At 62.3% G+C, this 19,848-nt stretch carries 17 protein-coding genes and 1 pseudogene; 4 read left to right on the top strand and 14 right to left on the bottom strand.

The genetic code is table 11. The features are described from left to right. Window positions 1-268: 268 nt before the first annotated feature. The 3 genes and pseudogenes from QA639_RS05920 (at window position 269) to QA639_RS05910 (ending at window position 4,749) form a co-directional block, all read left to right on the top strand. Window positions 269-3,271 (top strand): hypothetical protein, encoded by a 3,003-nt coding sequence (locus QA639_RS05920; protein ID WP_244978537.1) that lies wholly within the window; start codon window positions 269-271, stop codon window positions 3,269-3,271. A gap of 76 nt (window positions 3,272-3,347) precedes the next feature. Then, window positions 3,348-4,450, top strand: a pseudogene (locus QA639_RS05915) (IS5 family transposase). After that, window positions 4,447-4,749 carry a hypothetical protein gene (locus QA639_RS05910; protein ID WP_283089370.1) on the top strand — a complete coding sequence of 101 codons (303 nt, stop codon included), beginning with the start codon at window positions 4,447-4,449 and terminating at the stop codon, window positions 4,747-4,749. Before QA639_RS05915 ends, QA639_RS05910 begins: the two are co-directional and overlap by 4 nt. Window positions 4,750-5,032: 283 nt before the next feature. Here the strand turns inward: QA639_RS05910 and aspT (QA639_RS05905) are convergent, their stop codons facing one another. Together aspT (QA639_RS05905) and aspT (QA639_RS05900) are read right to left on the bottom strand one after the other, a co-directional pair. Then, complete coding sequence (gene aspT, locus QA639_RS05905) at window positions 5,033-6,727, bottom strand: aspartate-alanine antiporter (protein WP_157343956.1); 1,695 nt, start codon at window positions 6,725-6,727, stop codon at window positions 5,033-5,035. Between the two features lie 13 nt (window positions 6,728-6,740). Further along, window positions 6,741-8,432, bottom strand: a complete 1,692-nt coding sequence (gene aspT, locus QA639_RS05900) for an aspartate-alanine antiporter (RefSeq protein ID WP_157343958.1) — start codon at window positions 8,430-8,432, stop codon at window positions 6,741-6,743. 365 nt (window positions 8,433-8,797) lie between these two features. Here aspT (QA639_RS05900) and aspD point away from each other — a divergent pair, with 365 nt between their 5' ends. Continuing rightward, complete coding sequence (aspD, locus tag QA639_RS05895) at window positions 8,798-10,423, top strand: aspartate 4-decarboxylase (RefSeq protein ID WP_157343960.1); 1,626 nt, start codon at window positions 8,798-8,800, stop codon at window positions 10,421-10,423. A 104-nt stretch (window positions 10,424-10,527) separates the two neighbouring features. Here the strand turns inward: aspD and QA639_RS05890 are convergent, their stop codons facing one another. From QA639_RS05890 to QA639_RS05835, 12 genes are all read right to left on the bottom strand, one after another. Then, entirely contained in the window at window positions 10,528-11,265 is a 738-nt protein-coding gene (locus QA639_RS05890; RefSeq protein WP_283089369.1) for an outer membrane protein, read from the bottom strand. A 204-nt stretch (window positions 11,266-11,469) separates the two neighbouring features. Then, window positions 11,470-11,700, bottom strand: a complete 231-nt coding sequence (locus QA639_RS05885) for a hypothetical protein (RefSeq protein ID WP_028344998.1) — start codon at window positions 11,698-11,700, stop codon at window positions 11,470-11,472. A 247-nt stretch (window positions 11,701-11,947) separates the two neighbouring features. Further along, on the bottom strand, window positions 11,948-12,241 hold the full coding sequence (locus tag QA639_RS05880) for an HdeA/HdeB family chaperone (protein WP_283089368.1): 294 nt from the start codon (window positions 12,239-12,241) through the stop codon (window positions 11,948-11,950). 23 nt (window positions 12,242-12,264) lie between these two features. Next, window positions 12,265-12,561, bottom strand: a complete 297-nt coding sequence (locus tag QA639_RS05875) for an HdeA/HdeB family chaperone (protein WP_028334156.1) — start codon at window positions 12,559-12,561, stop codon at window positions 12,265-12,267. A 54-nt stretch (window positions 12,562-12,615) separates the two neighbouring features. Continuing rightward, on the bottom strand, window positions 12,616-13,044 hold the full coding sequence (locus tag QA639_RS05870) for a universal stress protein (protein WP_050386229.1): 429 nt from the start codon (window positions 13,042-13,044) through the stop codon (window positions 12,616-12,618). A gap of 99 nt (window positions 13,045-13,143) precedes the next feature. Further along, window positions 13,144-13,566, bottom strand: a complete 423-nt coding sequence (locus QA639_RS05865) for a hypothetical protein (protein WP_050386230.1) — start codon at window positions 13,564-13,566, stop codon at window positions 13,144-13,146. Window positions 13,567-13,595: 29 nt separating this feature from the next. Then, on the bottom strand, window positions 13,596-14,528 hold the full coding sequence (locus QA639_RS05860; protein ID WP_283089366.1) for a DUF2950 domain-containing protein: 933 nt from the start codon (window positions 14,526-14,528) through the stop codon (window positions 13,596-13,598). Continuing rightward, entirely contained in the window at window positions 14,525-16,195 is a 1,671-nt protein-coding gene (locus QA639_RS05855; RefSeq protein ID WP_283089365.1) for a DUF3300 domain-containing protein, read from the bottom strand. The genes QA639_RS05860 and QA639_RS05855 overlap by 4 nt, the downstream gene beginning before the upstream one ends. Window positions 16,196-16,282: 87 nt before the next feature. Then, the gene (locus tag QA639_RS05850; RefSeq protein ID WP_283089364.1) at window positions 16,283-17,593 is read right to left on the bottom strand and encodes a TAXI family TRAP transporter solute-binding subunit; all 1,311 of its coding nucleotides are present in this window, start codon (window positions 17,591-17,593) and stop codon (window positions 16,283-16,285) included. Window positions 17,594-17,693: 100 nt separating this feature from the next. Further along, window positions 17,694-18,107: a hypothetical protein gene (locus QA639_RS05845; protein WP_244978539.1), complete on the bottom strand. Its 414-nt coding sequence runs from the start codon at window positions 18,105-18,107 to the stop codon at window positions 17,694-17,696. 24 nt (window positions 18,108-18,131) lie between these two features. Continuing rightward, window positions 18,132-19,364, bottom strand: coding sequence for an HlyD family secretion protein (locus QA639_RS05840; protein ID WP_028334149.1), 1,233 nt, complete (start codon window positions 19,362-19,364; stop codon window positions 18,132-18,134). Further along, on the bottom strand, window positions 19,357-19,794 hold the full coding sequence (locus tag QA639_RS05835) for a hypothetical protein (protein WP_028334148.1): 438 nt from the start codon (window positions 19,792-19,794) through the stop codon (window positions 19,357-19,359). The genes QA639_RS05840 and QA639_RS05835 overlap by 8 nt, the downstream gene beginning before the upstream one ends. Window positions 19,795-19,848: the final 54 nt, after the last annotated feature.

The following is a 19,848-nucleotide window of genomic DNA, read 5'->3' as shown; positions in this document are numbered from 1 at the left end:
ATGAATATGACAGCCAGAGTACTATGGCTCTCCGGCGAGATGCAATTGGCGTTATGAACGGCCGCGCCGGTTTCGCGAGCTCGATCATGCCGATCGAGGAACCCTTCGCGAAGCCGTTCGAACTCGGGCCGAGGTCCGTAGTCTTACGGATCGCGGCACGGATGCCGCGTCGGCGCCGGCCCACTTGACGTCTGTTGACTACACCGCGGCAGTCAGTTGAATGTCACTTATTATGCGCGCGCTACCATAGACTGAGAGTCCGACCGAGATGCCCTGGAACTATTCAGTAACATTGAACGATCCATCGAACGTCGGCGGATCCGCTGACGCGTCTCTCGTTTACGATCTTGAGCAGGCCCTCAACATTTGGCAGCAATATATCCTAGGCATTGGCACTCTGGTTGTGTCGCTCAACATCCTGCCGACCGCCGTTGGCCGTGCCGATGGCGGGCCTACCTCCAGCTACTACATCGGCACAAGCGGCGGGCTCGCCGTGTATGAGCCATCCAGCCAGTACGAGCTGACCACCGGCCAGCATGTCCCCGGCACGACAAGCGACATCACCATCAACATCGACCCCGGCTACTTCCAGTACATCGACCTGGATTACGGCCTGACCTACTCCAGTCAGGTCCCTGGAAACGTGATCAATCCGATCGACGTTTTTCTCCACGAGCTCATGCATGGCTTCGGCATGGTGGGCTGGTACAACCAGAGCGGCCAGCTGGCCGGCGCCTACGAATCGACGTTCGACACCCTGATTCAAAAGACCGCATACGGCGCTTACTTTGTCGGTGCCAATGCCGAGGCTGCCTACGGCGGCCCGGTCCCTTTGACCACGAACAGCACCACCCAGAACTACTACCACTTCGGCAATCAGCAATCCGACTTCTACGCCAGTCCCTCGACCGTTCAGGATCCTCTCACGCTGGACCTGATGAACGGGATCGTTTTCTACGGCAATTACCAGTACGCGATCTCCAACCTGGACATCGGAGTTCTGAAGGATCTCGGATACAGCATCCGGACGACACCAGTCGTGGCGGCTGCCGATCAGACCGCGGCTCGAAATCAGGTTTTTTCGGCCTCGTCACTGTTCTCGGTGAACATGGCCGCGGGCGATAGCATTACCCAATATGCCCTGTGGGACAGCAACGGCTACGGTCACTGGACGGTGAACGGAACAGTCCAGGGCACCAACACCGAGATCGACATCAGCGCTTCGCAGCTGGCCCAAACGAGCTACCAAGCCGGACCCGGCTCGGACACGCTGTGGATCAGAGCCTTCGACGGCTATTTGTGGAGCGACTGGAAATCCTTTGTGATTTCTCCGGCCGATCGCGCCCCAACGGTCACGGCCACCAACGTGACCGGCACGCACGGGCAGCTCTCGCTAGCTGGATCGGGACTGTTCTCGGCTACCGACGCGGATGGCGATGCGGTCACCCAGTATGCGTTGTGGGACACCGAGGGCCACGGGCACTGGGCCATCAATGGTGTCACACAAGCCACCAATACCGAAATCGACGTCTCGGCCGCCAACATCGCGCAAGTGAGTTATATGTTCGGCACAGCCTCAGACACGCTCTGGGTCCGGGCATATGATGGATATCTCTGGGGCGCATGGACCCGGTTCACGGCAACCCCATTTCCAGACCATCCGCCGGTGGCCAATGCAACCGACGTGTCGGCCACCCACAACCAGAACATCGCCGCATCGAGTCTCTTCAGTGCGACCGACTCCGATGGAGACACGATCGTCGGCTATCAGGTTTGGGATTCAACGACCGATCCCGCCAGCGGCCATTGGGTGATCGGCGGAGTAGCGCAGGCTTCCAACATAGCCATCGATGTGACGCCCGCACAATTGACCAACACCTCGTTCCAGACCGGCTCCGGCTCGGATGATCTCTGGGTGCGAGCCAATGACGGCACCGCATGGGGAGCCTGGAAAGAGTTCCACGTCAACGCGCCGATCGACCATACTCCTGTGGCGATCGTGTCGGACGTGACCGCCACCCATGGCCAGACTATCGCGGCGGCAAGCCTGTTCACGGTCAGCGACGCCGACAGCGATACGATCACCAACTATCAGTTCTGGGACTCGACCGCCGATCCTGCCAGCGGGCATTTTGTCGTGGGCGGCGTCATACAGCCCACTGGCCAGAACATCGATGTGAGCGCGGCGCAACTGGCCAGTACATCGTTCCAGAGCGGATCGGGTTCTGACGACCTTTGGGTGCGAGCGTTTGATGGCATGACATGGAGCAACTGGAAGGAGTTTCACGTCAACGCGCCGATCGACCATACTCCTGTGGTGAGCGCGTCGGATCTGGCCGCCACGCATGGCGAGGATATCGCGGCGGCAAATCTGTTTACGGTCAGCGATACCGACAGCGATGCGATGACCAACTATCAGTTCTGGGACTCGACCGCCGATCCTGCCAGCGGGCATTTTGTCGTGGCCGGCATCGCGCAGCCCACCGGCCAGAGCATCGATGTGAGCGCGGCGCAACTGGCCAATACATCGTTCCAGAGCGGCTCGGGCTCTGACGATCTCTGGGTCCGAGCCTTTGATGGCATGACATGGAGCAACTGGAAGGAGTTTCACGTCAACGCGCCGATCGACAACCTTCCGATCGTCACGGCCGCCGACTATTCGGCGAGCCACGGCCAGGACATCGCGGCCTCGACGCTGTTCTCGATCACCGACGCGGATGCCGACACCATCACAAACTATCAGGTGTGGGATTCGACGGCGGATGCGAGCAGCGGGCACTGGGTGGTCGGGGGAGTCGCCCAAGGCACCAATGCCGCCATCGATGTCACGGCAGCTCAGCTTTCGAGCACAAGCTTTCAAAGCGGATCGGGTTCGGACGATCTCTGGGTGAGGGCCTACGACGGCTTTGCCTGGGGCGCGTGGAAGGAGTTTCACGTCACCGCGCCGGTTGACAGCGCTCCGGTCGTGACCGCGTCCGACTTCCATGCGACGGCTAATCAGAGCGTGGCCGCCTTAAGCCTGTTTTCAGTCGCGGATGCCGACGGCGACAATGTCGCGCAATATCAACTCTGGGATTCGACGCCGTCGGCAAGCAGCGGCCACTGGAGCATTGGCGGGAATGCGCAGCCCACCGGCACCGCCATCAACGTCAGCGCGGCTCAAATTGCCGGCACGACATTCCAGGGCGGTACCGTGCCTGACGACCTCTGGGTTCGCGCCAGCGATGGCATCAGCTGGAGTGCGTGGCACGAATTCCATTTCATCGTCTAGCAGAGTGTTGAAGAAGCCTTTGGCGAAGCGTTTTGGATCGTGATTCCCTAGGAACAGGATTTGTCTGGGGGACGTGATGCGCGGGAGTGACGAACAATCCGGCTCGCTTTTCAGTTATGTGGACCTCGAGGCTCGGGTTCGCGCAGACCACCCGCTAAGGGTGATCCGGGACTTGGCGAATGCGGCGCTAGGCGGGCTTTCTGGGAGTTCGGCAAGCTCTATACGGACTTCGGTCGTCCCTCGATCGCACCGGAGAAGTTGCTTCGGGCGATGCTCCTCCAGGCGTTTTATGGGGTTCGCTCGGAACGGCATCTGATGGAACGGATGGAGTTCGATCTTCTGTTCCGCTGGTTCGTTGGGCTTGGGGTGGGCGATGCGGTTTGGGACCATTCGACCTTCTCGAAGAACCGCGACCGGCTGCTTGAGGGTGAGATTGCGGCCAAGTTCCTGAACGCGCTTTTGGCGCAACCAAAGGTCAAGCGTCTGCTATCGAGCGATCACTTCTCGGTGGATGGTACGCTGATTGAAGCCTGGGCTTCGATCAAGAGCTTCCGGAAGAAGGATGGCAGCGACAAAGACGAGGACGGTCCGGGACGCAATTCCGAGCGCAGCTTCCACAAGGAGAAGCGATCCAACGAGACCCATGCGAGCACGACCGATCCCGAGGCTCGGCTCTACAAGAAGGGGGACGGTCAGCCGGCCAAGCTGAGCTATATGGGGCATGTGCTGATGGAAAATCGCAATGGTTTAGCGGTTTTGGGTGGAGTGAGCCAAGCGACGGGCACCGCCGAACGGGAGATTGCGCTTGCCAAGATTGATAGGCGCAGGTGCACGAAGCGGATCACTGTGGGGGCGGACAAGGCCTATGACGTCACGCAGTTCGTGCACGACCTGAGGGATAGATTGGTTACCCCGCATGTCGCGGTCGACCGACATCTGAGCAAGACCGGCAAGCGGCGCAAGACGGCGATCGACGCGCGCACCACACGTCACGGCGGCTATGACATCAGCCAGCGTTGCCGCAAACGCATCGAAGAAGTCTTCGGCTGGATCAAGAGTTCCGCCGGCTTGGCCAAGGTCAAGCTGCGAGGCCGCGACCGGGTAGATGCCGTCTTCGTCCTGGCTCTTGCGGCCTACAATCTGATCCGGCTGCCGAAGCTTCTGGCGGCACCGGCATGAGCATCCGAGGCAGATGGCGGGTCGTCGAGACACCGGGCTACGACATGGCCTTGGCGGGCGCCTACGTCCAGTTCGATGAGAACGGCGGCGAGTTCGCCATCGATTGCCTCACTGGAGCCTGCCACGGCGATACCGTCGAGTTCGGCTGGCAGGGAAACGACGAAATGGAGCCAGCCGACGGTCACGGCTGGGCCGAACTGCAGAATGACGGCTCGCTGGAAGGTGAAATCTGCCTCCTCAACGGTGACGACATCCCATTCATCGCGCGTCGCTCAAAGACTTCTTCAACAGCCTGCTAGTGAGCGGCCCGCGTTGCGGAAACGCCGTGATCTGCGCTCAATCAGTCGAGGACACGAGCTCTGATTGTCCTCCCAAAGCAAAAATGGCCCGAGAAATGCGGGCCATTTTATCGGAACCGGTTGGTCCGGACTTTGGTTGCGCGAGCCGCAACCATCGATTTCGGCACTCGGTGTGCGTAGGAATGCTCCGAAGCCGCAGGCGGAATACGGTCGTCCGGCCCCGGGGAGGCTCGCTTGTGCGCGACTCTCAATGACGAGGTAGGCGCGAGCCGTCCCTGCCCCGTCATCCAGCGAAAACGACGACCATGATCGATCCCCAGGTTGTCAGCAGAATATTGGAGATCGGATAGGCGGGCGTGTAGCCAAGCACCACCACGGAGCTGCCCGAGCGCTCCTGAATGGCCGCCATCGCGGCCGTGACCGTCTGTGCGCCGGTCAATGCGCCGAGCATGAGGATGGGGTTCATGCGCAACACGAAATGGCCGAAGCAGAAGCCGACGATCTGCGGCAACAGGGTGACAAACATGCCACCCAGCAGCAGGCCGACGCCCGACTCCCGTATGGCGGAGAGGAAGACCGGACCGGCATGGATCCCGGTCAGGCCGACGAAGGCAGCCAGTCCGAGCGACGTCATCAGGCTGATGGCGCCATCGGGGATCCGGCCGAAATACGGCAGACGTGTGCGGAGATAGCCGACAAGAAGTCCAGCGAGCAGCGTACCGACGCTGGTGCTCAGCGAGATCGTGACGCCACCAATCGAAAAGCTCAGGAGCACGCCAACGAGGCCGCCGAAGAAGATCGCGAGCCCCAGCACCACGAAATCGATGCTGGTGCTCGGCGCAACGATGACGCCGATGCTCTTGGCTGCATTCTGGACCACCGATTCAGGACCGACGATGCGAAGCATATCGCCGCGCTGCAGGACAACGCCGGCCGCGATGGGGAGAGCTTCATCGCCGCGGCTCAACGAACGCAAGTAGAGGCCGCGTGCCCAGCTCTGTTCCGACGCCTGCTGCAGACTGCTGCCCGCGAGTTCCCGGTTGATCAGGAACACGTCCGCCGAGATCACGGGGATGTCGAGCAGCTCGCGGTCCTCCACCTCCTCACCGCGCGGTCCGATCAGTTCGACGATGGTCTGGCGCGGCGCCGACAGCGCGATGATATCGCCGGCCGCGAGCACAGTGGCAGGCTCCGCCTCCAGGATGCGCTCGCCGCGACGAAAGCGGTGGATGAAGACGCGTTGCCCGGGCACGCGGGCTTCGGCGGCCGCAACCGACAATCCGGCGATCGCGGCATGATCATCCAGCCGGTAGGCGCGCACTTCGAACTTGCGCCATGCCGACGCCAGGCCGGGCTTGGCGCGCGTGATGCCCAGGGTCTGCTCCAGCTTGAGCGCTTCCGCCTTCAGATCGATCTTCAACAGCGCCGGAACGACAATCGTGCAGAATGTAATCACGCCGGCATAGCCGAAGATGTAGCAGACCGCGTCGGCCACCGCGATGTGCGAGACCAACAACGCGCGCTGTGCTTCGGACACAGGCAGGGAATTGACCGCGTCGGTCGCGGTACCCATCGCGGCGCTCTGGCTCAGCGCACCCGACATGAGCCCGGCTGCAAAGCCGGCGTCGAGTCGCAGCACGCGTGCCGCGACGATCGCCGCCGCAAGGCCGGTCAGGCTCACGACAACGGCCATCAACATCGGCTTCAGCCCGTCGCGCTTCATCGCCAGCATGAATTGCGGACCGACCGAGTACCCTACCCCGAACAGGAACAGCAGGAACAGGAACGATTTCGTCATGCCGGAGACGGGCACATGCGCGAAATCGCCGACCGCAAGTCCTGCGAACAGCGCGCCCGTCACCGGGCCGAGGCTGAAGGCGCCGATCCTGAAGCTTCCGATCCAGTAGCCCGCGGCGATCACCAGGAACAGCGCGAGCTCCGGATACCGAACGAGAAATTGCGCAAGCCAGGTCAACATTGTCGGGCCGCGGCTAGGTCATCATCATCACCAGCACCATGCCCCAGATCGTCAGCAGCGTGTTTCCGACCGCGTAGGTGACGGTATAGCCAAGGCCGGGAATCTGACTTTTGGCGCGGTCGTTGATCATGCCCAGCGAGGCGGTCGTGGTACGCGCGCCGGAGCAGCATCCGAGCAGGATCGCGTCGTGGAAGCGGAACACGTATTTGCCGACAAACATCGCCAGGATCAGCGGCACGGTAGTCACGACGACGCCCCAGAGGAACAGGCTGAAGCCGAGCTTCTGCAGGCCGGCGACAAATCCCGGGCCCGAGGAGATTCCGACGATGGCAATGAAAACGTTCAGGCCGACCGAGTTCATGAACCACACCGTGGGTGACGGGATTCGGCCGAAGGTCGGATGCACGGATCGGAGCCAGCCGAAGAACAGGCCGGAGATCAATGCGCCGCCGGAGGTGGACAGCGTCAGCGGCACGCTGCCGATCTTGTAGACGAAGGCGCCGACCAGGGCGCCGATCGCGATCGCGGCGCCGATGAAGGCGACGTCGGCAACGTCGGTCTCGCGATCGGGCCGGCCCAGCATCTTTGTGGTGGCGGCGACATCGGATGTGCGGCCCACCAGCGTGAGGATGTCGCCGCGATTGATCTTGGTGTTCGGCAGGATCGGAATCTCGACCGCGATCGCGCCCCGGGCGATCTTGCGCAGAAATACGCCGCGAGCGCCCGGTTCCTTCGCCAGTTGCTCCAGCGTCTTGCCGTCGACGTCCTTGCTGGTGACGTAGACATCGACGCCTTCGATCGGCACTGCCAGCAGTTCGCGATCGTCAACCTCCTCGGCCTGCTCGCCGATCAGCTGCACGAGCACATCCCGGCGGCCGGCAACGGCGACGATGTCGCCGGCATGGATCACGGTGTCCGAAGTTGCCTCCTCGATCTTGCCGGCTTGCCGGAGCCGGAGGACGAAGATGCGATGATCGGGAAGCAGCGCCTCGGCTTGCCCGACCGTCTTGCCGGCGACGGGTCCGCGCTCATGAACGCGATAGGCGCGCACATCGAACTGGTGCCAGGCCGTCCCCGGGCCGCCCAGCTGCTTCTTCCCGCCATGCTCCTCCTCGTATTTCTTGCATGCGGTCTCGAGATCGATCCCGAGCAACGCAGGCCCGAGCAGCGCCAGCACGATCGCCGACCCAACCGTGCCGAAAATATAGGTCACGGCATAAGCGACCGGCATGGCATCGAGCAGCTTCTTGGCTTCGTCGGCGGGCAGACCAAGGCGATTGATGGCGTCGGTCGCGAGGCCCATCGACGCGGAAATCGTCTGCGAGCCGGCATAGAGCCCGATGGCCGATCCGACGTCGTAACCGGCGAGCTTGGCACCGAGATAGGCTGACAGCAGACAGAAGACACAGACCACCGCGGCGAAAACCGCCTGCGGGACGCCGTCCTGCGCGATGCCGCGCACGAATTGCGGTCCGACACCGTAACCGATTGCAAACAGGAACATCAGAAAGAAGAACGGCTTCAGCGGCCCTGATATGGTGATCCCGATCTGGCCGATGATGACAGCGGCGACCAGTGTCGCGGTGACCGCGCCCAGTCCAAGCCCCTTATAGGTGAAGGAACCGAAATAGTAGCCCAAGGCCAGCGAGAGGAAGATCGCAATTTCGGGATAGGTGCGGAGCGTCTGGAAGAGCCAATCGATCATGATGTCACCCGTTCATGCTGTCCCGGGGCTTCGGCGTGCACCCCGCTTCGATCTCGTGCGGGGGCGCCGAAAAGGGCGAGCAACCGTATCGGTCGACATCAGACGGCGATTGGCGAGCAGGATGTTGATCTATGTCAACCGCCGCTGCGAGAGCCTCGCGATTTCATGATCTTGCCAACACTACGCATGTGCCGCGCACTTGCATCGTGAGCGGCGATCCGTCGCAGCGATCGCATCGCGCTGCGCGTGACCGTTGACATAGATCAAGGCTCGTAACCGGTCGCCAATCATGCTGCGCGCGATTGCGCAGGCAACAGAGCCTGTCGCCTCCATTCCAACAGCTTGCATCGCCCCGGGAGTGTCAAATGGCCGATCTTCTGACCCTGAAGAAATTCGAGGCGCTGAGCCCCTTCGAGATCAAGGACGAGCTGATCAACCTCGCCAAAAGCAATTCGAAGCGGAGCCAGATGCCCTTCCTGAACGCCGGACGGGGCAATCCGAACTGGGTGGCCACGACGCCGCGCGAAGGCTTCTTCCTGCTGGGACAGTTCGCCATCACCGAGAGCAAGCGGGTGATGGAGCACCCGGCGGGCATCGGCGGCATGCCCCAGGCAAACGGCATCGCCGGCCGGTTCGAGGCCTGGCTCAAGCAGCACAAGGACATGCCGGGCGCGAGCTTCCTGACCGAGATGCTGCCCTTTGCGGTCAAGAAGTTCGGCTTCGACCCCGACGCCTTCGTCCACGAGCTGGTCGATTCGATCATCGGCGACAATTACCCGGTGCCGGACCGCATGCTGGTGCACAACGAAAAGATCGTGCACGAATACCTGATGTGGGCGGTTTGCGGCGAGCCCCGGCCGGCCGGCAAATTCGACATCTATGCGGTCGAGGGCGGCACGGCGGCGATGTGCTACCTCTTCAAGTCGCTGAAAGCCAATCGCCTGCTGGTGCCTGGCGATACGATCGCGCTGGCGACGCCGATTTTCACGCCCTACATCGAGATGACGCACCTGGAAGACTACGACCTGAAGGTCGTTCAGATCAGGGCTCCGCAAGAAAACAAGTTCCAGTTCACCGACGAGGAAATCAAGAAGCTGGAGGATCCGAAGATCAAGGCCTTCTTCGTCGTCAATCCGTCCAACCCTCCGGGGATGGCGCTGAGCAAGGAGACGGTTGCCAAGCTGGCCAATCTGGTCAAGACCAAGCGCCCCGACCTGATGATCCTCACCGACGACGTCTACGGCACCTTCGTGCACGGGTTCCGCTCGCTGCTCGGCGAACTGCCGCACAACACCATCGGCGTCTACTCCTATTCGAAGTATTTCGGTTGCACGGGATGGCGGCTCGGGGCCATCGCCATCAACGAGGACAACATCTTCGACAAGATGATCGCCAAGCTCCCGGACGAGGCCGTGAAGGCACTCGACAAGCGCTACGGACCGCTCACGCTCGAACCACGCAAGCTCAAGCTGATCGACCGCATCGTCGCCGACAGCCGCGACGTGGCGCTCAATCACACGGCGGGCCTGTCATTGCCGCAGCAGGTGATGATGAGCCTGTTCTCGCTCGCCGAGATGATGGACGTGAACAAGGCCTATCAGGCGGCCTGCATGGAGATCGTCAACAAGCGCCTGTGGTCGATGCTCGACGGCCTCGGGCTGGCCGACAGGCTGAGCCCGAATCCGAACTATGATGCCTACTACGCCCTGATCGATTTCGAGTTCTGGGCCCGGAAGAACATCGGCGACGCTGCGGTTGAATACCTGAAGAAGAACGTCCATCCGCTCGACCTGGCGTTCAGGCTGGCCGAAGCCCACGGGATCGTGCTGTTGAACGGCGGCGGATTCGATGCGCCCGAATGGTCGCTTCGCGTGTCGCTCGCGAACCTGCCTGACGATGTCTATGACGATATCGGGCGCGGCGTTCGGACCATCGCCAGAGGCTATCGCGACGCCTACGAGGCAGCGAAGGGCGGCGCCGCGAAGCGCTGACAGCGGCGCTTGCCGCGCATCGAGCGTTTGGATCGGTAGTGCCAAAGCTAAGGGAAAGGCCCCGGCAGAAATGCCGGGGCCTAATTTACATCCATCCACGACGATCAGTATCTCGCGACGACCGGCCCGCCGAACCGATAGTTCAGGCGTATCGTCAGCAGATCCACGTCCTGTCCGATCCGGTTGGCGGCGCCGGCCACGATGGGATTGACCACCGAGAACGTGTTGTTGGCATCGCCCATGAAGAGACGGTCATATTCGAGCCCGACGGACCAGTTCGGAGTGAAGCCGTATTCGAAGCCCACGCCGATCGTGCCGCCCCAACGGGTCGATGTCGCCGACGCCACCCCGATTCCGCCGACCGTGGTCCAGATGTCATAGCGATTGCTGGTGACCGCTGCACCGCCCTTCACGTAGAACAGCGCGGCATCCCAGGCCCAGCCGAGTTGGCCGGTGAAAAGGCCCAGTCCGTCGGTCTTCGTTGTCGTCGAGAACCTCGGATCGATCAGGCTGAGGCGCGAGCTCTTCAGGTCCGCCCAATCACCCTGTCCTTCCAGGCCGAAGACGAACTGGCCGGCCTGCCAGCGATAGCCGAGCTGTCCGCCGAAAACGCCACCAGAGCGTGAGCTGCATCCGTCGGCCACGACACCACCGACGACAGGGATGAAGTCCCAGCAGGTGCGGCTCTCGCCCCAACCGCCGTTCGCACCGATATAGAAGCCGGTCCAGTTGTAGACCGGCGGAGGGACCGGCACAGGCGCCGCCTTGACGGCCATGTCAGCCGACAACGCCGGCGTAGCCATGCCGACAATCGCGGCGACAGAAAGCAAAAATCTCTTCATGGAATGATCTCCGGGTCTCTTGGCGTTAATCGAGAAAAGCAGTCCTTGCGCTCGCCCAATCGGGGCAGTGATCGAAGCCTAGATGTGAGTCACGAAAAGCCACGTGCCAAAATGGCAACACTCAAGGGCAAACGAACAGCGTGCTCGGGCTCCGCGTTCAACTTCGGTGCAGCACGAAGCTCGTTCTGCCGAAGAGGAGCCGGCTCACTGTTCGACGAGCCAATCGGCAATGTTCTGCGAGGGGATCAATTGCCTGGGGAGGTGCGGATTGATGGTGCCGGCAAACACGACCAGCCCTTCGTCCAGTTTTGACCGTGCGAATGCCTTGGCTTCTGATTCGCTGGCAAATGTCCTGGTCTCGCGAGGACTGCGCGCCCTTCGAGCCAGCAGACCACGTCGGCGAATCTCATAAGTGACATACCAGATGGCCGACACCGCGACACCGGGCAAGAGCAAACAGCCCTAGCAACACACCATCCGGCCAGTGGCCGCGCCTTGACCTTGGTCAAGGGCCCGGACCGTAGAAATACGGGCGCCGCGGCCCGAGTTGAGGGACAAGCGGTTCATCAGAAGCGCGAGTGAACCGCGACGAGCCTGCCGACCGTTGGCATCGCCGGCTTCACCTCCGACCCGGGAAGAACGAGGATGCCGTCCGCTGCCTGCGCGTTCGCAACAACGACGGTCAGCGCCAGTTCTTTTGCATCGCATTCATTACGGTGTCTGTCTTGTGCGACTTGCAGTACTTGCCGATGACCTTGCCGTTTCGCTCCACGTAGCGAAAATCGACGACAGTCAGGTTCTTCGATGCGCTGAAATAGCCCGACATCCAGGAGCTGATCAGCATTTGTCGTTCCTGATCCGACTCCAGCAGTTGCTTGCAGGTAATGAGGGACAGATCGACAACGACTTGCGCTTTGGCCACGACGCTCGTGGCGAGGAGTGCAACGGTCGCAATTGCAAGAATTGATGGTTTCATTGTTATCTTCCAACCCTGTTTGATCACTGGCCGGCCGTAGAGCGCTCAAGACCGGCCATCACGGTCTGAGTGGGATTGGTCGCGCACCACGCCTTCACGCTTGCGACATTCCGTGCATACGCGTTGAGATCGACGAAGACGTATCCCTTCTTCTGATTGAACCAGCCGCTCATCCAGGCAGAAAACACGGACGAATCGCCCGGGGACATGGCGAGGTATTGCGAGCAAGTTATCCGCGCCATATCGATGCTCGTCTGCGCTTGCAGCGGGCCCGACAACGCCGCACCGGCAAGAGCCAGGCATACAGTGATTTTGTTCATTTCGATTTCTCCCAAGCTCCGTGCACAGTGATTTCTATCCAGCAATCTGCGCCCTCACTGACAGACAAGGACCGGAGTCTTCGCTTGCGTCAGCACCTTGTTTGTCACACTGCCGATGAGGAGCTTGGAGAGCCCGCTGCGCCCGTGCGATGACATAACGATGAGATCGCAGCCCTTATCCTCGGCTGCTGCGATGATGGCTTGATGGGGGTGCCCGCTCTCGACCTGGCTTGTCTCGCAGGGAACGCCGGCCTCCCTGGCCGCGTGTGCGGCGCGATCCAGCGCGCTCGTGGCCTCTTCCTTGCGTATCTCGGCAAATCTCGCGAGCAAATCACGGTACCGCCCTCCTATTTCCGAGAGCGGCTCAACAACGAAGATGACCGATACTTTGGCTCCGAGAGATTTCGCCAGCGCCAATCCCTGCTTCACCCCTTGCTCCGCCAGTTCCGACCCATCTGTCGGAATGAGAATGTGCCGGTACATGCCTTCACCTCCCGGTTATCTGGATGACGTATCGCCGCCCGCCAAATGCAGGCTGAACCTGAGCCTCGGACCTGGCCTTGAGATAGATCAATCCATCGCTCAGCGCAGCGAGATCGTAAGCCCGCCCAGATTGGCGGCAAATTCCAGCCCTGCCTTCGGTCCCTTGAGCGCCAGCACCACCCCGTGTTCATTTCGCAGGCTCACCCCGCCCACGCCCCCAGCCCATGCGCCGCCTGCTCCGACCAGCGCGTAGCTGCCGGCGAAATCGTTGACGTCCCTGATGCCTGAGGCGGTGCCCTCCAGCCAGGTCACCGACGCACCGGCAGTCACGCCGAGGCTGAAGCCGGACGCGATGAACCGATAGTGCCGCCCGCGGTAGGTCAACGTGCCGCTGCCGCCGCCGCCGCCCACGACGAGCGCGGCCTTCACGAACTTGACCTGAACGTGGCCGACGGCCTGCGCGAAGCATGGCGCGACCGCCAGGACCGTCGCCGCAAGCGCCAGTATGACGGAACGGATCATGGATCGCGTCACTGCAGTCCCCTCCTCGCTCAGGGATTTGTCGGATCCGCTTTCTTCCAGGTCTGATCCGGATCGAAAACGATCATGCGCTTGGCGAGGAAATCGGTGCGTGAGCCGAGATCCTTCTGATAGACCGTGCCTGCGTGGTTGACCAGGAAGGTCATGACGCCGGAATTGCCGTATTCGGCGGGATAGGCGACCAGCGCGAATCCACCGATCATCTTGCCCTTCACGACATAGTTCAGCGCGCCGCCCGGAGCGTCGGAGCCCTGTGCCTTCAGGATCCGATAGTAGTAGCCGTGGTACGGCATGCTCTGCTCGCCGACCTTGTAGCCTTCCGCGGCGGCCTGGGCGGCCAGCTCGCCAAGCGGGCTTGGATACTTGTCGTCGCGCCAGAACAACCCGTCCGTCTTGCCCGGCCTGCTGACGATGCGCTGGGCATAGGCGCCCACACCCTCGCCGCGATCCTTCTCTGCGTATTCGTTCTGTGCGTCGACATAGGCAAGACAGGTCTGGATCGCGGCCAGCTCGTTGCGGCCGATCCTGCGGTAGAGGATTTCGCGACGTCCCGCGGCGGCGTCGAAACTCCAGCCGTCATTGTTGTTGACGAGCGGGATCGGGAACGGGAAATCGTCCCTCCCCAGAATCAAGATGGCTTTCTTGTTGCCGTCAGCCTTGATCGAATGCTTGGCGTCGTAGGCAGAAAGAAAGCTCTCTCGCGCATTGGCGTCGGCGACATCGTCGCCCGACTCGATGATATCGGCGGCATCGCGGCCCAGCACCTTCAGCATCGCCCGACTGGTGCCGGTCTTGACCGCGGTTGCCAAGGCAGACGCCGCGTCTTCCGGATTGGGGAAACCTTGCTGGGCGCGCGCTGGAGACAGCAGCAAGGCGAGTGCTGTTGCCGCGGCCACGCCGATGGAGGCGATACGATCCAGTCGCGAGCATGAGGGGCCAGTCATCGTGATGCCTCCGACGAGGATGGAATCTTCGCGCCGGCGGCAAGCCAGTCGTGGTAGCTGCGGAACTTGAGCCCAAGCTTGTCGTAATAGACCCTGAGATAGCCATCGGCGCCGCGCGTCACCGCCGCCGGCATGACCTGCTCGACCTCCTGCGCCATCACGCCGACATAGGCCTTGCTGCTGCCGAGATAGGAGAAGCGGTAGTAGCCGAGGCCGTTGGCGAGATGTCCCAGCAGTTCGATATCGTGCTTGAGCGCGATGTCGGAGCGTCGTCCACCGCCACCGCCGCCGCGGAAGCCGCCACCTCCGCCACCACCGCGGAAGCCGCCTCCGCCGCCGCTGAAGCCACCGCCACCACGGCCGGCAAAACTTGCGCCGCCGCCGCCGCGCGGCATGCTGGCCATACTCGATCGCCCGCGCGCCGATGCCGCCGCAGCCGCCCGTCCGGACGACACGTTCATGGCGCCGCCGCGACCGCCACCGCCGCGATTCGCCGCAGCCGCGCGGTTACCGGCATTGCCGCGGTTGGCGGCCTTTGCGCGATCGCCACCGCCCTTGGCCTTGTTGCCGGCACCCGCGCGGTCGCCGCCCTTGGCGCGATCGCCTGCACCTGCACGGTCACCACCCTTCGCACGATCTCCGGCGCGATCACCGCGGTCTCCTGCCCGGTCACCTGTGCGATCTGCACCCGGGCGATCACCGGGATTGAGAACCTGCTGACCGTCGCGGCCGCGAAAGTTCATCCGATCGCTGGCACCGGCCCGATTGGCGTTGCCGCCGAAGCGCTGCTGGACGTTGCTGTTGTTGTAGCGAACGCCCTGGCGATGCGCCGGATTGTGCTGCCAGCCATTTGCGATGTTGGTGGTCCGGTGATTGACATAGACGTTGCGATTGCCCCAGTTGAAGCCGCCGCCCCAATAATTGCCCCAGCGTCCGATCGCCCAGCCGGCACCGAAGGCAAGGCCTGCCGCGATCACACCGGCGCCGATATAGGACGGATAGCCGAAATAATACGGCGGATACTCCGCATAGGGCCACGCGCCATAGACCGTCGCGGGATCGTAATAGGGCACGTAGACCGTGTTCGGATCGATCTGCTCGATGACGATGACCTGCTTGCTCTCCTGGGTCTGGACGCTGACCTTCTGCTGCTTGGTCGTCACCAGCTTGTTGTTGGCCTGCGCCTTGCTGCGCAGCCGCTGGATCGCGTCCATGACGTCGGGCTGCTGGGCCAGCACCGCATCGCCCAGGTTCTTCGTCCAATCGATCTTGTCGCTCATCATCGCGAGCACGTCGGCGGTGCTCGCGAGCGCCTTCACGCTGTCATCCCAGGCCTGCTTGTCGACCTCGGCCTTCAGCGCATCCCCTTTCAGACTCTTGCGCTCCTTGACCCACCGATCGGCCTGCACGACCTCGAGCGGATAGGTCGACGCCGCCAGCACGTTGGCGAGCAGCGAGTCCGGGTAGAGCGCGATCGGCGCCACCAGGGCTTCCAGCTGTTCCGGCTTCAGGAGCTGATCGGTCGGCTGGGTTGCCGCAGCCGGCTGGCTGGCCTGGGCGGGCGGGCTGGTCTGGGCGGGCGGCTTGTCAGCCGTTTGCGCGAATGCGGCAACGGACGTCACCGACACCAGCACAACCGCGAGCAGAGTCTTGCCCCAACGGACCATCGCGACCTCCATCGACATCAACGGTCGACAGCATCGGCCACGATCCCCTCCCCTCCTTGATCGAGATCAAGGAAACTGTCCTTCGGCTCAGCTTTCGATTTGGCTTCCGGCCTGGCCCGGCTGTCGCGACGCAAGGTGGATGCGGCGGTCGTGAATCAGGTTCTCGAGCCGATGGGCGGCAACGTTCACCGCCGTAACGGCACGCTCGGCCTTGTCATCCGCGACCGGCTGCTCGCGCTGCGTACGCAGCACCTGATCGATTTCGCGCTCGATCTCTTCGAGGTCCGACACACGGCTAGCCATCCGAATTCGTCCTGCCAGTGCATAAAGCGTGTCGAGCGCCTCCTTCCGGCTCGGTGTCTCGCTCGAGCGGAGAAACTTCCACGCCGCCGCGAGCACCGACGCAAGCCCGCCCGCGATCATCGGCGCCAGGAAGATCGCATTGCCCCATTGATCGAGAAAACTCTCCCTGGTTCCCTCATAGACCGCTGCCGCCCCGGGATGCACGGGAATGTAGGCACCTGCATCGGTATCGGGCGTTGCGATCTGGGAGAGCGCCGGCAGTTCGGCGAGCAACTGTCGCCGCGCGTTCATGATCGACTGAGTCAGGTCGCTGATCACGTCATTCCCAAGCTTCTTCTGTGCCACCAGATAAAACGACGTCTGCAGCGTCGTCAGGTCATCAGCAGGAATGGGCGGCGAGCCGCGCAGGGTTCCCTTGGGTACGTCGAAGCTTTCATAGGCGCGCTCTTTCTCGGCGATGGCTCCGGCGGACTCGATGGCGATCATCACCGGGCCGGCTCGCGTGGTGCGCGCGAAGACATTGCGCAGCAGCGCAAGGTACTTTTCGGTCAAGGGAATGACGAGCAGGATTGCTCGTACTTCCTTGGTGTCGAGCGCCCGGCGCGCGTCCGCCGGGGCGAGCGGCTTGAACGTCACGCCCGCGCGCGTCAGATCGTATTCGTCGGTCAGCACCTTGATCAGCTTCTGATTGGCTTCGGCACCAATCACACCGATCGTGGCGCGTTTCAACTCCGCCACGTCAGATATCGCAGCGCCGGGCGGCGCGACCAACAGGACGGTGGCATGGGCCAACACGATAACGGCCTGGGCCTGCGAGAGATCACCGACGTCTCCACGGACGACCGCGAGGTCTACCTTTCCGGACGCGAATGCCTTGGCGGACTCGAGCGGTCCCGGCGTCTGGACCAGGCTGAGCCGGACTGGCGCTTTCGACTGGGCGAACTTTCCTGCGATCGCCGAGACCAGTCTGCCGGCCTCGCCGTCCAGCGAACCAACCGCGATCGTCAGGGTCGTCGGCCGCTCGTACCAGCGATAGGCGAATAGGCTCCCGCCTCCAACCAAAAGCACAAGCCCGGCTACCAGGGCGATGCGCAATGACCTCGGCAACCTGCTGGGATCCACGGCGCGCTACCCAATCGGTCCGGCGTCAGCTGACAACGGTCCGGCGGCGCTGAGCCAGTGCGGGGACCGGACGCTAGATCTTGCAACGATGATAGTTGACCTCCATCCCATCGATGCCCGGGAACTGGCGCGTAATGGTATCGTCGTCGACGGCCTTAAGGAAGAACTGCACATTGGATACCATGATTCCGGACGCACAGCCGACGATGATGTTGATGGTCTGGCCGTCGTCCTTGCGCGATTTGATCTTGCAGTTCTCGAACTTGCTCCGGAGGCGATCGGGCTCGGCGATGAATCCGCCGCCATAGACGCCTGAGAAGTTCGTGAAGGTCAGCTGGTTCGCCCTGCCCTTGTGGGCGAACACTTTTCGGCATTGCTCGGCGCTCGTGGCCCAGGCACCCGTGAGATCGAAAGCGTGCGCGTAACCCGGCAATCCGAAGATCATGCCCGTCGCCACGATTGCGCGAAACTTGCAGTTCGGTTTCATATGCCGTCTCCCTGTTCGCGCCCGTCAGTGACCGCTTAACACCAGCGTCTTGATCGGCAGCAGCAGAGCTTGAATCCGAAGCAGCAAGGCATGAACAAGTGCAGTCGCGTCGACGGCGTGCAGGGCAAAGCCTTTCAACGTGCCGGTTTTCGGATCGGAAATCTCGTCATGGTTGCTGGTGTACGCATTGACGATGCAACTGCTGCCCGGTGTCACGCCGTCAAGGCCGCCCTTGTAAAGCGGCTCCAGGAACACGAGGATCGAACCTGGCTTTTGCAGGCTCTGCGGGTCGATCAACAGCTCGGTGGCCCGAAACTGGCCGGCGGCGATGAAATCCTGCACGCTGGTGACGACCAGCGGAATGATCACCCAGGGTTTCGACATGCATGTGGCTTCCGCGACCATGCCAGGCTTCATCACCTGGGCCTCGATCTGCCCGAATCCCGCCTGCAACTTGTTGCGGCCCGCTTCGTCCGGTATCAGGATTCCGGCCGGCCGCATGATCTGGGCGACGAGGTCCCCGGGGCGAACGAGGAATTGCTCGACGCGGCCATTGACGCCGGCACGGACGAAGGTCTTGTCGAGATCCACTTGCGCCTGCGCCCGCGCGGCCTCGGCGCTCGCCTTCTCGGCCGGCAACAGCGTGGAGACCCGCAACGTCGCCGATTCCTTGACGGCGCTGGCGGCATCGACGCCGGACTGCCGCTGATCAACCAGCACCTGCAGCTTCTCGATGTCACGTTGCGGCACGATGCCGGGATTGCGGCGCTGCAACTCGCTCTTCACCTCCAGCTCGTCCTTGGCCTGCTGCAAGGAGGCTTTCGCCTCCCCGATCTGAGCGTCCGCCTTGACGACGTCGGCCTGCGCCGCGATCAACGACGCATCGACCTCGGCGATCTTTCGCTTGGCGGTCTCGAGCGCGGCCTCCTGCTTCGAACTGTCGAGCCGGAACAGAACGTCGCCCTTCTTCACCGGCGCGGTGAAGTCGACATTGACCTCGACGACACGACCGGAGCCTTCGGGCAGGATCGGCACGGTCCTGAAGTAGATCGCCGCGGAGGTTGTCGAAGGATGAAAGTAGAAGATCATCGTGATCAGCGAAATCGTGAGCATCAGGCAGCCGGTGATCCCCCATCTCAGTTCGTACCAGACAGAGAAGAACGTGATCTCCTTGCCGAACCGCTTGCCTTGCCGATAGCGGCGGTAGAGGTAATCCGGCAGGATCGTCACCAGCGAGCAGATCATCAGCTCAAGCATGGTTGTGCACCTCTTGCTTGGCGGGCGTCCGGACGTCGGGACCGCCGCCAGGTACGGATTCAGCTTCCGGTTCGGCAGCGCCCGGCGTGGCGTCTGCTATGCGCTCGACGGAATCGGCGATGCTGCGCATCGGCGTGCCGAAATCCGGCAGATCGATGAGTGCCAGCAACAGGCCGGCGACCCAGAAGATATGCATGTGAGTGAAAAGCGATATCAGCCCGAGGACGGCGACGATCTCAAACTGAAGTTTCTGGCTCTTGTGCGCCATGCGCTCCGGCAGGCTGTGCAGCTTCCAGTACAGAGTGCCAACCCACAAGACCGTGGCTACGAGGAAAATGCCCATCACCACCATCAGGGCGTCCGACCCATCGGCGCCGGGAATGAAAAACGGCAGATGATGGGGGGCTGCCGGATGCATCTGTTCGCTCAAGCCAAGTCTCCCGGTCGCAATAACACCGCAGGCGAATCTTGATTGACACTGCTG

The sequence above is a fragment of the Bradyrhizobium pachyrhizi genome, assembly GCF_029714545.1.
Classification (GTDB): domain Bacteria; phylum Pseudomonadota; class Alphaproteobacteria; order Rhizobiales; family Xanthobacteraceae; genus Bradyrhizobium; species Bradyrhizobium pachyrhizi.
The sequence above is the reverse complement of the archived record's forward strand: the minus strand, read 5'-3'. Positions and strand labels throughout refer to the sequence as shown.